Source organism: Vibrio sp. GJ43-1, from assembly GCF_055808835.1.
In genome coordinates this window covers 138,209-153,101 of the sequence record NZ_CM147885.1, presented here as the reverse complement: position 1 = coordinate 153,101, position 14,893 = coordinate 138,209, and the positions used below count along the sequence as shown (strand labels likewise).

At 42.7% G+C, this 14,893-nt stretch carries 10 protein-coding genes and 4 pseudogenes; 6 read left to right on the top strand and 8 right to left on the bottom strand.

Features of this window, described 5'->3' with window-relative positions; translation table 11 throughout:
* Positions 1-128 precede the first annotated feature (128 nt).
* A complete protein-coding gene (locus AC0L66_RS17850) occupies positions 129-338 on the top strand; it encodes a hypothetical protein (RefSeq protein ID WP_473570179.1) in 210 nt (69 codons plus the stop codon).
* A 32-nt stretch (positions 339-370) separates the two neighbouring features.
* Positions 371-619 carry a hypothetical protein gene (locus AC0L66_RS17845; protein WP_280532020.1) on the top strand — a complete coding sequence of 83 codons (249 nt, stop codon included), beginning with the start codon at positions 371-373 and terminating at the stop codon, positions 617-619.
* Between the two features lie 307 nt (positions 620-926).
* On the opposite strand, the gene AC0L66_RS17840 is transcribed toward AC0L66_RS17845, so the two are convergent.
* A complete protein-coding gene (locus AC0L66_RS17840; protein ID WP_265677971.1) occupies positions 927-1,175 on the bottom strand; it encodes an Lpp/OprI family alanine-zipper lipoprotein in 249 nt (82 codons plus the stop codon).
* 503 nt (positions 1,176-1,678) lie between these two features.
* On the opposite strand from AC0L66_RS17840, the gene AC0L66_RS17835 reads away from it, so the two are divergent.
* Entirely contained in the window at positions 1,679-3,010 is a 1,332-nt protein-coding gene (locus tag AC0L66_RS17835; protein ID WP_265677972.1) for a DEAD/DEAH box helicase, read from the top strand.
* A gap of 78 nt (positions 3,011-3,088) precedes the next feature.
* On the opposite strand, the gene AC0L66_RS17830 is transcribed toward AC0L66_RS17835, so the two are convergent.
* The 7 genes and pseudogenes from AC0L66_RS17830 to AC0L66_RS17800 all read right to left on the bottom strand — a co-directional run bounded on the left by AC0L66_RS17830 (position 3,089) and on the right by AC0L66_RS17800 (position 11,436).
* On the bottom strand, positions 3,089-3,568 hold the full coding sequence (locus tag AC0L66_RS17830) for an arginine repressor (RefSeq protein WP_265675408.1): 480 nt from the start codon (positions 3,566-3,568) through the stop codon (positions 3,089-3,091).
* 324 nt (positions 3,569-3,892) lie between these two features.
* A pseudogene (gene pyrI / locus AC0L66_RS17825) lies at positions 3,893-4,358 on the bottom strand (aspartate carbamoyltransferase regulatory subunit).
* Positions 4,359-4,371: 13 nt separating this feature from the next.
* On the bottom strand, positions 4,372-5,307 hold the full coding sequence (gene pyrB / locus AC0L66_RS17820; protein WP_428793922.1) for an aspartate carbamoyltransferase: 936 nt from the start codon (positions 5,305-5,307) through the stop codon (positions 4,372-4,374).
* Positions 5,308-5,709: 402 nt separating this feature from the next.
* Positions 5,710-6,721, bottom strand: a pseudogene (locus AC0L66_RS17815) (ornithine carbamoyltransferase).
* 120 nt (positions 6,722-6,841) lie between these two features.
* A complete protein-coding gene (gene arcC, locus AC0L66_RS17810; protein WP_265675404.1) occupies positions 6,842-7,753 on the bottom strand; it encodes a carbamate kinase in 912 nt (303 codons plus the stop codon).
* Positions 7,754-7,840: 87 nt separating this feature from the next.
* Positions 7,841-9,062 (bottom strand): annotated as a pseudogene (arcA, locus tag AC0L66_RS17805) (arginine deiminase).
* Between the two features lie 918 nt (positions 9,063-9,980).
* Positions 9,981-11,436: pseudogene (locus AC0L66_RS17800) on the bottom strand (YfcC family protein).
* Between the two features lie 698 nt (positions 11,437-12,134).
* Between AC0L66_RS17800 and AC0L66_RS17795 the strand changes: the two are divergent.
* From AC0L66_RS17795 to pstA, 3 genes are all read left to right on the top strand, one after another.
* The gene (locus AC0L66_RS17795) at positions 12,135-12,956 is read left to right on the top strand and encodes a phosphate ABC transporter substrate-binding protein (protein ID WP_265675401.1); all 822 of its coding nucleotides are present in this window, start codon (positions 12,135-12,137) and stop codon (positions 12,954-12,956) included.
* 92 nt (positions 12,957-13,048) lie between these two features.
* Positions 13,049-13,984, top strand: coding sequence for a phosphate ABC transporter permease subunit PstC (gene pstC, locus AC0L66_RS17790; RefSeq protein WP_473570176.1), 936 nt, complete (start codon positions 13,049-13,051; stop codon positions 13,982-13,984).
* Positions 13,985-13,989: 5 nt separating this feature from the next.
* On the top strand, positions 13,990-14,853 hold the full coding sequence (gene pstA / locus AC0L66_RS17785) for a phosphate ABC transporter permease PstA (protein WP_265675399.1): 864 nt from the start codon (positions 13,990-13,992) through the stop codon (positions 14,851-14,853).
* Positions 14,854-14,893 lie beyond the last annotated feature (40 nt).

Here is a 14,893-nt window from a genome sequence, read left to right as displayed (position 1 = left end):
AAGGTTGGTCTTTTAGCTCGTGGATATTTTGTCGGCATGGCTTTATATTGTAATGCTAAAATCCTGATTATTAGGGATATTGTGTTTTTATGTGTTGATATGAACATATGATTGTAACGGAGGATAGTATGGCAGGTGGGTATATAGGTAATTGTAATAAGGTTACAATTAACGGCGGGAAAATGAGTAATTTCGAGACTGCGCTGGAAGTGGAATCATGCGGCGAGGTTTCAATCAATGAAATGGAATTTGTTGATACAGAGACATCCATAAAGGTATCAGAAGTTGACACCTTAAAAGCGAAAGGTAATAAAGAAACCAAGCCTAAATCTGATTAACTTCATAAAGTCAAAGTGGGAGGTGAGCTTAGATGCCGATGTTTGACATAGAAGACTGTAATACAGCTGAGTTAGAAGACAATAAAACAGACAAAGAACAAATTGCAAAAATCAAGAATGTTGATGAATTCAAAGCCAAAGGGAATGAAGTTAAGACATCAGGTAGCGATACGAACTCGTGGTTGGATTGGCTAAAGGATAATGTGCTTGGAGCGCTCATTGCTGCTGTTATTGCTGGGCTAATTGTTGCTTATCTTGTCTACAAGCTGAATTGGAGTTAACAAGAATAGCATATTATGGTGTGGACACTTTTGGGACAAGCTGATGTCTTATTTTAGTTAACATCCTGTTTTTATGGAATTTTCATTTGCTAGGGCAGTAAGACCACATTATCAACCACCGTAATGGAAATTGGTTAGTAAGAAAAAGTAGGCTTAAGCCGGATTTGTTGCGTTGCGATTCTGATGTGGTAGTACATACATAAAAACAAAAGTGGCGACATGAAATCATGTCGCCACTTTATCGCCATTAGGCTGATATTCTAAATGTAACCTGTTGATTAATATCGAATTTTAAATCTACTTCTACTTACTTAGTGTAAGACTGAGCGATGTTATCGATACGCTCGTTTGCACGAGAAGCTTCTTCTTGCGCAGCCATAGCGTTTTTGTTGCCCATTTGAACTTCATCTTTAAGTGCTTGTACGTCTGCACTTAGTTGGCTTACTTGATTGTTTAGATCGTCCATTTTTGCTGTTGTTGCTTCGTCTGGACCTGATGCACAACCAGCTAGTAGTAGAACCGACGATGCTGCTGCTGCAATTAACACTTTATTCATTATAAGCTCCTTGAGGATTATTATTTCAAACAGCCCTGCTACATCTAGGCAATAAGGCTATTTTTGAGTTTAGTGCCTTATTTTAAGAACGCAAACTATTTAAAAGTCAGAAAAACCAAAAAATTACGCGATTTTAACGTTAAAGTTGGTTTGTCTTATTTATGAGAAACTGAGATATCATCGAAATGTGATGCATATCACGCCCTCGGTGCTTCTTGACGTTAACACATTGTTTACAAGGCGATTGTAAGGATAAAACCTTGGAACGGTAATGTATATCAGAATTAGCCTACATGAGTGGGAGTCATTCAGGGATTTGCGTTGATATGCATTATATACAAGCCATATCAAGGTGAAGAAAATATTCTTATCGTAGACTCATCTAGATGCGCTTAATCCTGCATCTTGATGTCATTTGGCTATATGCTGGTGGCAAGGGTAAATATCATGTATTATGCGCCCCTCATTTTTTAGTTCGTCCCATCCTGTTAGGAGTATAACCTTTGCAATTTAAAGATCTTGGTCTTGATAACCGTTTATTGAAGAATCTGAAGCACTATGACTTCAAAAAAGCGACAGATATCCAGAAGCAGGCGATTCCAGTCGCGATTGCGGGTAAGGATCTGATTGCCTCTTCGAAAACGGGCTCAGGTAAGACTTTGGCATTTGTATTGCCTATGCTTCACAAGTCTTTGAAGAGTAAGTCGTTTTCAGCAAAGGACCCACGTGCAGTTATCTTAGCGCCAACTCGTGAATTGGCAAAGCAGGTATACAGCGAGTTAAGAGCGATGTTGGGCGGATTAACTTACGACGCGACCCTGATCTTAGGTGGCGAAAACTTTAATGACCAAGTGAAAGCTCTACGTCGCTATCCTAAATTTATTGTTGCGACACCAGGACGACTTGCTGACCATTTAGAGCATCGTTCATTGTTTCTTGATGGCTTAGAAACATTAATTCTGGATGAAGCAGACCGCATGCTGGATTTAGGCTTCGCACCTGAACTTATGCGTATTCATCGCGCAGCGAAGCATCGTCGTCGTCAGACATTGATGTTTTCTGCCACGCTTGATCATGCGGAAATGAATGAGATCGCGAATGAAATGCTTAATGCTCCTAAGCGCATTTCAGTTGGGGTTTCTAACGAAGAGCACAAAGACATCACGCAAAAATTTTACTTGTGTGATCATTTAGATCATAAAGAAGCCATTTTAGAGCGTGTTTTACAAGAAGCAGACTACACACAAGTCATGATCTTCACCGCGACTCGTGCAGATACCGAGCGATTGGCAACTTGGCTAAATGAGAAAAAACTGAAAGTTGTGGCGCTAAGTGGTGGTTTAAACCAAACTCAGCGAAATAACATCATGAGTCAGTTTGAGCGTCATGTCTTTAAGATCCTAGTGACCACGGATGTGGCTTCACGTGGTATCGATATTAATACCGTTACGCACGTGATCAACTTTGATATGCCAAAGCATACCGAGGAATATGTTCACCGTGTTGGGCGTACTGGTCGAGCGGGTAACAAGGGTGACGCCATTTCATTGGTTGGTCCAAAAGACTGGGACAGCTTGAAGCGTGTCGAAGCTTTCTTACAACAAGACATTACCTTCTCTGAACTCGAAGGTTTAAAAGGTAAATTTAAAGGGTTACGTCCGCGTAAGCCTGCCTTTGCTAAGAACACTGCAGCAAAACCAGCTCAGAAGAAGAAAAAACAAACGGGTACTAAGAAGCCTGTTAAGCGTGATAAAGCGTTCTACCAAAACGTAGCAGTGGGTGATTCGGTCTTTATTCCAAAGAAAAAGCCAAAACCAACCCCTGAATCTGAATAAATAAAAAGAGCCTCGTTAGAGGCTTTTTTTATGGGTTGTTTATAAAAGGTGTTTACATCGATGTTTGCTCTATCTAGCCTATTGTACCCCTAACCGAATTCGCACGATCTGTTCACATTTATCAATCTCAGCGATGCTTTTAGGGATCACCAGCACAGTATCATTACCGCCGACCGTACCCAGAATTTCATTATGGGGGTCGATATCAACTAATCTAGCGATAAGTTGAGCGCTACCTGGGTGAGTTTTGACGACCACGACGGCTTGGTTATGGGTAATGAACTCTATCTGCGATGAGATCGAAGATTCAACGCGTACTGGCGCATTCTCGACGGTTAAGCAGTATGCTTTTTTACCACATGCATTTTGGACTTTGATAACCCCTAGTTGGGAAAGCAATCGCGATACGGTGGATTGGCTTATTCCAACAAAGCCGATACTGACTAAGGCTTCTCGTAACTTATTCTGGGTCGTAAAGCTCTGTTGCTGTAATAGTTTCTTGCACGCAGCCGTGAGTGTTTTGTCATCGGCTTCGGTTAATTCAAGAGTCTCGTTCATAGTAACTCCTTCTTATATGGAATGAACGAACCTTTCCTTGTCGTGACACACTCCAAGCCCTTGGAGTGAGAAAATCTTTTATATGAAGCCAAGAAGTCCGGATGCAGAGCTAGCCAAATAGTCTGTTTTAATTAAAGTGCTTTGCAACCGTATAATCTGATCTTAGCTTCCTAAACTTTGTAGATCTTCTGGTATTCTAACACTTAATGGTTATTAATAAGTGACGGTGAGTTAACATTATTGATATTCTCTGTTTTTGTGTTGAAATGGATATTTATTCAGCTTTTAGGATAAATATCCATAATCAACATTAAGCCATCTGGATTATTTTTTCTCTTTTACGATGCTTCGAGAGAATACTTTTTCACAATAATGACATTTTAATTGAATATCACGGTTTTTATTTACGACATAAAAGCGGCTCTCAACCTAGTTCGCCATGCGAAATACAATTACTGTTCGGGCATTGAAATATACTTTCAATTTGGTGGGGTAATTCAAGCGTGAGCTTATTGACGACATTGTACTCTTCTATTTGATTAACGGTAGCTTGAGGAGCATATAGTGCAAGCTGATTCGCCTGATCTTCGGTCAGATAAATATTCTCTATTTTAATGATATCTTTGGCACCTAGTGCCGATGACGGAAGATTGAGGCCAATGGTGACCCGCTGTTCACTTTTGTGCATCTTGAACAGTTTTAGTATTTTTATGCCTACATTAGCAGGGATATGGTCGATAACTGAACCATTGCGAATGGCTTCTACCTGAAGTTTGGTTTGCTTAGTCATAGTTCGGCTCCTTTTACACGTGTAGAGATTCAGATAGAACAAGGGCAAGCAGAGCCTCTCGGGCGTAAACCCCATTCTCTGCTTGTTGGAAGTAATAGGCGTGTGGTGTTTTATCAACATCGGTTGTGATTTCATCGACACGAGGAAGCGGATGAAGCACTCTTAAGTTAGGCCGTGCTCCTTTTAACGTCTCCGTTGTGAGTATAAAGGCAGACTTAATATGAGCGTATTCAGATTCGTCAAATCGTTCTTTTTGCACTCGGGTCATATACAGTACATCCAGCTCAGGTGCGACGTCTTCTATGTTGGAGTGCAGGCTGTAACGGATATCGGCTTGGTCAAGATCCTCACAGATATAATCTGGCATCGCTAAAGCATCAGGTGCGATAAAGAAAAAGCGAATGTTATTAAATTTAGCCAGCGCTTGGGTGAGTGAGTGCACGGTGCGTCCGTATTTTAGATCCCCGACAAAAGCTACGTTCAAGTTATCAAGCGTCCCTTGTGTTTCATAGATAGAAAACAGGTCGAGCAAGGTTTGGGTTGGGTGCTGGTTAGCCCCATCCCCGCCATTAATGATAGGAACGTGATTGGAAAACTCAGAGGCGAGTCTTGCAGCACCTTCTTGAGGATGACGCATGACAAAAGCATCGACGTAAGAAGCGATGACTTGAACTGAATCTGCAAGAGTTTCGCCTTTTTTAGCTAGGGAGGTGTTGCCGCCATTATCGAAGCCAATGACCGTTCCTCCTAAGCGCTGGACAGCAGTTTCAAAAGAGAGGCGGGTTCGAGTTGATGGCTCGAAGAAGCAACTGGCGATGACTTTGTTTTTAAGCAGCTCCGGATTGGGCTCCGCCTTGAGGCGTGTAGCGGTTTCTACAATCAGCTCCAACTCTTTACGACTAAGCTCCGGTATAGAAATGATGTGTTTATTAAATAGTGAATGTGGCATGACACATTTCTCCTTAATTATAGCCAATTAGATATAAAAAAGCCTCCTATGAAGAGGAGGCTATTTAGTACAACAACAATGAAAGAGATTATTTGTTGAGTTTTTATTTTTAGAGTCGATAAGTGGGTGGGTCTTATTTTTCATGAATAATCTCTCGTCAATTTATATAGATTATACGGTGAAATTACTATCGTTCAATATGCTTGGTAAAGTATCCATAAATTGGATAATTATCCAAACTGCCATCCTTTTTAATCCCTGCCAGAGGCCTTGTTTATCTATATTGATGAATAGAATAAAGGGGATGTCAGTAAGGGAAAGTGAAAAATTATGCGAGCCTTATTCATACTTACCTTAATGGTATATTTGTAAATAAGGCTCGGCTTGTAAACGAGATAATAATTAGTCGCCTAGCGTTGCAACCATCACCGCTTTGATGGTGTGCATTCTGTTTTCTGCCTCATCAAAAACAATCGAGTGCTCAGATTCCACTACTTCATCAGTGACTTCACACCCTTGCGCCAAGATAGGGTAGTCTTTAGCAAGAGATTTACCAACAACGGTATCTTCGCCATGGAACAGCCAGTAAGCAATGCATAAACTTCACGTGTGGGTTACCCGTAGCCTTTAGCATGTCCATGTTCACTTGATACGGAAGCATTAAGTTAATGCGCTCAGCCCACGCTTCTTTTGCTTCTCCCATTGATACCCAAACGTCAGTATAAAGGAAATCACAGCCTTGAACGCCTTCGCTTACGTCGTCTGTCAGCGTGATTTTCGCACCAGTCTGCGTCGCAATCTCTTGGCATTGAGCCACTAAAGAAGCTTCAGGCCAGAACTGCTTTGGTGCGACAAGGCGAATATCCATACCCATTTTCGCCGCGCCCACCATCAATGAATTACCCATGTTGTTACGAGCATCACCCAAGTAAGCAAACTTGATTTCATGCAATTGCTTGCCACGACCATGCTCCATCATCGTTAAGAAGTCAGCGAGGATTTGAGTTGGGTGGAATTCATCCGTCAAACCATTCCAAACTGGAACGCCAGCGTAAGCACCTAGCTCTTCGACGATTTCTTGTCCAAAGCCACGATACTCAATGCCATCGTACATTCTGCCTAGAACGCGAGCTGTGTCTTTCATGGATTCTTTGTGGCCGATTTGTGAGCCTGTTGGGCCAAGGTAAGAAACTTGAGCGCCTTGGTCAAACGCCGCGACTTCGAATGCACAGCGCGTACGTGTGGATGTTTTTTCAAAGATGAGAGCGATATTTTTGCCTTTTAGGCGCGGCTGCTCGTAGCCATTGTATTTGGCTTTTTTAAGCTCAGCTGACAAGTCTAAAAAGTGCTGAATTTCACGTGGAGTAAAATCAAGTAGTTTAAGGAAGTTACGGTTACGAAGATTAAAAGCCATGATGATTTCCTTTTTGATTAGTCGCGATGCATGCGACCGATATTATCTATGTGATGATAGAGTTCAGTTAGGTATTGAGTATGTTGAACTCTATCTAGTGATTTGTTTGTAAATAGGCGGTTAGCCTTTGACAATATTGGTGCCAGCAGTCCCTTCTAGGATCTTAATTCCTTGCTCTAGTGAACCGATACCAACTACTTTTCCGCCATGGTTGATGAATTCACATGAGGCTTCAATTTTGGGTCCCATTGAGCCTGCATCGAATTGGTGTTTCGCGAGTTCACTTGGTGTGGTTGAGCGCAGCGCGTGTTGGGTTGGTTTACCCCAATCAAGGTAGACGGCGTCGGCGTCGGTTAGGATCAATAGCGCATCGGCGTTGAGTTGTCTTGCTAGGTACGCCGCTGACATGTCTTTGTCGATGACGGCTTCGACACCAACAAGCTTGCCATTCTCTCTTTTGACTGGAATACCACCACCGCCAGTACAAATGACCAAGTGTCCTTGGTCAATGAGCGTAGTGATTGCCTCATGTTCAACGATGCCAGTAGGCTGAGGGCTAGGGACGACGCGGCGGAAGAATTCGCCATCGGGTTTTACGGTCCAGTTGAATTTCTCGGCTAACTCGCACGCTTCTTCTTTGCTATAAACCGGGCCAATCGGTTTGGTCGGGTCAGCAAAAGCGGGATCGTTTGGATCAACCGTCATTTGTGTCAGCATGCATGTAACATTAACTGCAGGCATTTGATTTTTGAACTCTTGCATCAGCATGTAGCCAATCATGCCTTGGGTTTCACTGCCTAGTACGTCAAGTGGGTACGGGTTGACTTTCTTGTACTCCAGGCCTTGTAGCGCCAGTAATCCTACTTGTGGACCGTTGCCATGAACGAGGACGACATTATATTCTTCGGCAATTTTGGAAATGGTGTTTACGGCAATTTCTATATTATGACGTTGCACGTCAGCTTCTAGTGGCTCGCCTCGGCGCAATAATGCGTTTCCACCAAGGGCAACAACAATGGTTTGTTTAGTCATGATTTAACTTCCTATTACTAGGGCAAAGTGGTTCGCTTTGCCCATAGAGATATATGAGAGTGACGTAGTCTTGTCTATTCGTGCTTTTTAGATGCCATCTCGTTCAATTGGGCAGCTCATGCAGCGAGCACCACCACGTCCACGCCCTAACTCATCGCCAGGAATTGGTAGTACTGTGATACCAGCCTTGTCGTATTTCTCATTGGTATAGGTATTACGTTCGTAACCGATAACCACACCCGGCTTCACCGTCAGCACGTTATTCGCGTCATTCCACTGTTCACGCTCTGCTTCGAAGTTATCGCCACCTGTTGTGATGAGGTTGAGTTTGTCGACTTGCAGGGCCTTCTCAATCGTATGAATGTAGGAGTCTTGCTGTCTGGCTTTGACAAAACCGGATTCATCACCCGTTAGACTCCAGCATTTCACATCGTCAGGAATGACATTTGGGTAAACGGAGAAGGTATCTTCACGCATGTGTGTCATAACGGTATCTAAATGCATGCATGAGCGATCTTTCGGGAGTTCAAGGGCGATAATTTGTTTCGCTTGGCCGTGTTTGAACAACCCGGATGCCAGTTGTTCTACCCCTTGAGGAGTGGTTCTTTCAGACATACCGATTAATACTGAGCCCTTGCCGATGACAAGTACGTCGCCACCTTCAATGGTAGAGCGGTCATAGGATTTCTCTTCGTCTCCGAAATATTTGACAAAATCTTGGCCAGCAAAGGTTGGGTGCCAGCGATAGATAGCTCTGACATGGTTGGTCTCTCTTTGACGAGCCACCTTAGCCATTGGGTTGATAGAAACGCCGCCATACACCCAGCAAGATGTGTCGCGAGTGAATAAATGGTTAGGCAGTGGATCGATAATGAAATCTGTTGGCTTGTGCATAGACTGCAATATAGAGGAAGATTTCATTGGCATTTCACCAAAGGATAAGCCGCCCGTCAGAATTTTTGCTAACTCTAGATTAGGAATATCGCCAAGGTAACAACGAACGTCATTGGCAAAGGTAGGACCAAAACGATAATTAGAGATTTGTGTATTCAATAACCATTCTTTTGCTTCTGGTACGGCAAGTGTTTCTGCAAGTAAATTAGTGAGTAGTAAGACTTCAACGCCTTGGTCTCTTAACGTTTGTGCAAATACATCATGCTCATCGCTAAGCGCGCTCTACGGACAATACGTCGTCGAACAGCAGATCGTGGCAGTTAGAAGGCGTTAAGTGAGTAAGAGCGCGTCTTGGGCGATGAATGAGTACGCGACGTAGTTGACCAACTTCTGAACCGACATAAAGTTTATTCATGATCTTATCTCTCTTATTATATGACGGTTATTGATTGTTAATAAACCACCATAGTTAGGGTACGTTTTATTTATTAGCTTTGTCGTGGTGTTATTTATATTACTCAATATTCGAAGTGATTATTTGAGTTCAATCACAAATGTATTTTATTGCTCAAAACCTGAAATGACCTGTTAAATAACAATATGTATTCAGCGTGGATTTACGCTTGCTAAAATTTAATGGCTAGTTGAGTGGAATAATATTCATATTTCATTCAATCTGAGAGTTGTTTTGGTTTGCAGACAGAATTTCATGCAATTGCAAAATCACTAAAATGCGACCTGTGAGAGTATTTATGCACTCATAACCGCTAGATATATTATTTTTCAATGTGAATTAATAATTTTGCAACAAACTTAGTGTGGTAATTTGTTACTTATATCACAGTTTTATGCTGGTGGGGTTTCAGTTTTTAAGATGTGTCATTAAAAATTCTAATTAATATGACTTACCTATATTAATTCCAAGGTAAAAAAATATTAACAGGATTCTTTATTGATAGAGTATCGAATTAAGTTCGATAGTAAAATGACAAAGTTGAAGCGAATATATTTGCCAATGAGCTTAATTGGTGTGATGAAAGAGAACGTATAAAAGCGCGTGGTCTAAGCCTATGGCACTGGTGAGCCGCACGCGGTCGCTTTAAGGTTTTTTCTGTACCTTAGTAGGATTTAGCGTTTAGCACGGTGTGTTCGCGTTTAGATGTGAGTAGAGAGATGTAATGAAGGGCTAAGGTTAGCGATATACAAACGCAACACATCCTGATAGAGCGATGTATTGCGTTAGGTCGTGTCCGCTATATATTTGTAGTGGTTAACTAAAATTGCAATATAGAGGAGCCTTGTATTTAGGCGTATTTGTATTAGCTGCGTTTCATTACGCGATTAGCGCACCGATACTGAGCACGATGACACAAAATACGGTCAAAATTCCGAGTAATGGTGCGACCCACTTAACCCATCGAACATAGGGCACTTTGGCAATCGCAAGACCACCCATAACCACGGCGGATGTTGGGGTGATGAGATTGACCAGTCCCGATGCTGATTGATATGCCGTGATCACGAGCTCACGTCCAACGCCAGCAAAATCGGCTAATGGCGCCATGATTGGCATGGTAAGAACAGCAAGTCCCGACGTTGATGGTACTAGGAATGACAGCAGTATTTCTAAAAAGAACATCACATTAATAAATACGACTGAAGACAGATGCAGGTAATCATATGCTCTGCTGAATTCAGAATGGTATCTGTAATCATTCCACGGTCCATAATCACGACGATGCCGCGGGCGATACCAATAATGAGTGCAACGCCAAGAAGGTCTCGTGCGCCATCAATAAAGCTATTGGTAAAATCTTCTTCGCTCATTCTTGCGACGAGCCCAACCAGAATAGTCGCGGCGAGGAACATCGCAGATATTTCGGCCATCCACCAATCAAGCGACAGATACACCATAAATCATGACAGCAAAAGAACCCGCGAAGATAGCTAAGATGACTTTGCGTGTCATGGTAAATTCGAGTTTTTCTCCGTTTTGATTGCCAAGGAAATGTGCTTTGTTCTCTTCATATTTGTCGTATACGATCGACTTAGTTTGGTCTTTTTGTACCATTCTAGCGTAGCGCATGACATAGGCGACACAAATCCCCCAGTACGGCAACCAACATGAATACGCGCAGCATTATACCGTCGGTAAAGGGTATTCCCGAAGCATTGGCAGCAATAACCGTCGCAAATGGGTTAATGGTTGAGCCTAGTACGCCTATACCAGCACCAAGGAGTACGGTTGCCGCAGCGACCAATGGATCGAAGCGAGCCGCCATCATGACTGGGACTAACAAGGTATAAAAGGGGAGAGACTCTTCCGCCATGCCATACACTGTGCCACCCGCCGCGAATAACGCCATCAGGATTGGAATCATGAGCTCTTCTCGGCCATGTAGCCGAGCGGTGACACGTTCAATACCTGCATCAATGGCGCCAGTTTTCGTCACCAACCCTAGAAAACCACCAATAACTAAGATAAATAAAGAGACATCAATAGCGGCGGCTTCATAGGTATTGTGGTCGTAGAAACCATCAATGGGTGCCAGTAAGACATCAATGACACCTTGTGGATTACTTTCAACAGATTGATACGTTCCGGTGACAGGCACTTCACGACCTAGGTCATCGTTCATTACTCGGTCATATTGCCCAGCAGGAATTATCCAAGTCAACATTGCCACGAGTGCAATTAAGATAAATAGAATGGTATAAGCGGATGGGAACTTGAAATTAGCAAAGAACCCCCGTTTATTGGTTTTTTGGGGTATCGTTTGTGTAGTCATAGCTTTCTCCTTATTCTATCCAGTGACCACCAAATAGAACGCCAGTAGAATATATTAAGTTATATCAAGTACCACGTTGAAACTAATAATATAAATATAGAAAGCAAACTTCTTGTATTAAGAAGTGTTAGTGCAGGTAGTTTATGATTAATGGATGAAAGTAACTATGTAGTTGTTCACAAAAAATCGAGTTTAGAATAGAAGCGGAAATCGTAGTCTTAAATAAGCTGGATAAGATTGATGATATCTCGCATCAATATTCATAGATTTACAACTAACGTAACTATCATTACTTAAGTATAGAGCCACAAAGCAATTTGTCCGAAATTCTATTCATCCTGGTTATCAAGCGACCATAAAAACAAATCGGAGCTATTGTTGATTTAAATCAATTGAATGATGACTGCGTTGCCTAAGCAGTAAAGAGACGCAACGACTCTGGTTTATGACAGCCAACAGGTTAAATGGTCGAGAAATGTGACAACTATACTCAGTTGAAAGTCATCTTTTTGGCGATAAAAGCATCAGTACTGTCTGCAACTTACTGAATTTATGGTTAATGACTGTTTTTTCTCCGCGTAAAAAAAATGGCACTGTCATACACCTTTCAATTTAGTGAAACACAACTGTCATATTTAGCCTCTAATCTTGACCTCGTTGAAATGAAACAGGCAATCAAGCCAATAAAGGAAATTGTGATGAAAAAGACAGTTATCGGTGCTATCGCACTACTAGGCGCACTCGCAGTGACTCCAGCTTCAGCTAAAGAAACTATCTCTGCGGTAGGTTCTAGCAGCGTAACGCCACTGATGGAAGTTTTCTCAGAAACATATATGAAGCAACACTCAAACGTTTACATTGAAGTCCAAGGACCGGGTTCTTCTGCAGGCGTTAAAGCAGCGAAAAACGGCTCTGCTGATTTAGGCATGTCTTCTCGTAACCTTAAAGCGGAAGAAAAAGAGTCGACTCTAGTAGAAGAAGTTGTTGCTCGTGACGGCATCGCGGTTGTTGTTAACCCAGCGAACGACCTAAAGGGTCTGACAGCTGAGCAAGTAACGGCTATCTATAAAGGTGATGTGACTAACTGGAAAGATGTTGGCGGTGCTGATAAGCCTATCGTTGCTATCACTCGTGACACAGCGTCAGGTACTCGCGGTGCATTTGAAGACATCATGAGCCTTAAGCAAAAAATCAGTGGCATGAAAGTAACTGCTATCTCTCAGCGTGCTCAAGTTGCTAACGGTAACGGCGCACTAAAAACAATGGTAGCAAGCAACCCATACGCTATCGGTTACATCTCTCTAGGCACGGTTGACCAATCCGTTCATGCTCTAGAAATCGATGGCACACCAGCAACAGTAGACAACGTGAAAAACGGCTCTTACAAAGTAGCGCGTCCATTCCTTGTCTTATACAAAGAAGGTAAGCCTTCAGCAGAAACTCAAAAATTCCTAGACTGGATGCTTGAAGATGACGCTCAAGCGCTAGTAGAACAGAAAGGTTACATCTCAGTAAACTAATCTGTAAGTAAAGAATCAATATTGCTCAGCCCACACTTTGGGGCTGGGCCTTTTCTCTATCTTTCGAATTATCGACAAATAGAAGTTTAATTATGACCATCGCAACAAATAGTGAGAAGCTTATGAGCGAACAAGCGACTCAAGCTGCAGCACGTAGCCTGAAGGCCAAGAAAAAAGTCGACTGGAAAGAACGTATTTTCCACGGACTGTTTTTATCCAGCGCAGTGATTGGCATTGTTTCCCTTGCCGTTATCGCCTACTTCATTGTTCGAGAAAGTATTCCAGCGTTCCAAGCTGCGGGTGTTTCTGGAATCGTCCTAGGTCAAAACTGGTTACCACCTGCGTTATACGGTGTTGCAACGATGATTGTTGCTTCCGTTGTATCCACGCTTGGTGCCGTTGTAGTTGGTGTGCCAATTGGCGTATTAACGGCCATCTTTATTGCTGAAATTGCCCCGAAACGAGTGGCGGATATCATTCGTCCAGCCGTAGAATTGTTAGCGGGTATCCCTTCAGTGGTGTACGGCTTCTTCGGTCTGGTTATTATCGTTCCGTTGATTCAGCAAGTTTTCCAAGTACCAGCAGGTAACACGATCCTAGTCGGTATTATCGTGTTGGGCATTATGATTCTCCCAACGGTTATTACGGTTTCTGAAACCTCAATTCGTGCGGTACCTCATGCGTATAAAGAAGGGTCTTTAGCGTTAGGGGCTTCAAAGATATTCACTATCTTTAAGCTACTCGTACCGCATGCGGCGCGTTCCGGCATCATGACGGGCGTCATTTTGGGTATTGGTCGTGCATTGGGTGAAACCATGGCAATCATCATGGTGATGGGTAATGCCCCTGCGATGCCAGAAGGGATTTTAGACTCTGCTCGTACCCTGACAGCGAACATTGCCATTGAAATGTCCTATGCAAGTGGCATTCACGCCAATGCACTGTACGCGACGGGCGTTGTGTTATTGGTCTTCATTATGATGCTCAATGCTGCACTATTGTACTTGAACCGTGAAAAAGCGAAGTAACGATTATGGATACTGTAAAACTAAAACAAGCACGTAAGAATAAAGATACGTTGCTGAGTGTATTTGTTTGGGCGTCTGCAGCCCTTACCGTTGGATTTTTGTTTTGGATTATTTGGTACATTTTATCCAATGGTCTTCAACATGTAAGCTGGAGTTTCATTACCGACGATTACACTCGTACCGGCGATGAGCACGGCATTTTCCCGATGATCATCTCAACAATTTACATGGTGATTGCGTCTATTGCAGTGGCCGCGCCTTTAGGCATCATGACAGCAATCTACTTGACCGAATATGCCAAAGTTGGCAGTAAATTGGTTAAAGTGATTCGTTTCTGTACCGAGTCTCTAGCAGGTATTCCATCGATTATCTTTGGCTTGTTTGGTATGACGTTCTTCGTTGCCATTCTAGGCCTTGGCTTCTCGATTTTGTCCGGTGCGCTTACATTAAGTATTTTGATTCTTCCGGTCATTATTCGTACTACTGAAGAAGCCTTAATGTCGGTACCACAAACTTACCGTGAAGGGTCTTACGGTTTGGGTGCCTCAAAAATCTATACTATCTGGCGCTTAATCTTGCCAAGTGCAATGCCAGGTATCTTAACGTCGGTCATTCTTAGTATTGGTCGTGTCATTGGTGAGTCAGCGCCTGTGTTCTTAACAGCAGGCATGGTAGCCCGAATCCCAGATTCACTATTGGATTCAGGCCGTACCTTAACGGTTCACTTATACAAACTCACGACTGAGCTGTTTACCATTGAAGAGTGGAACCAAGCTTACGGTACCGCCACAGTGCTTATCGTATTAGTGCTACTAATCAACATGGTAACCAAGTTGATTGCAAGCCGCTTTAACACGGCAACCTATTAATAGACACGCCAGTTCGAATAGCAGAACGTCTGCAACGTCA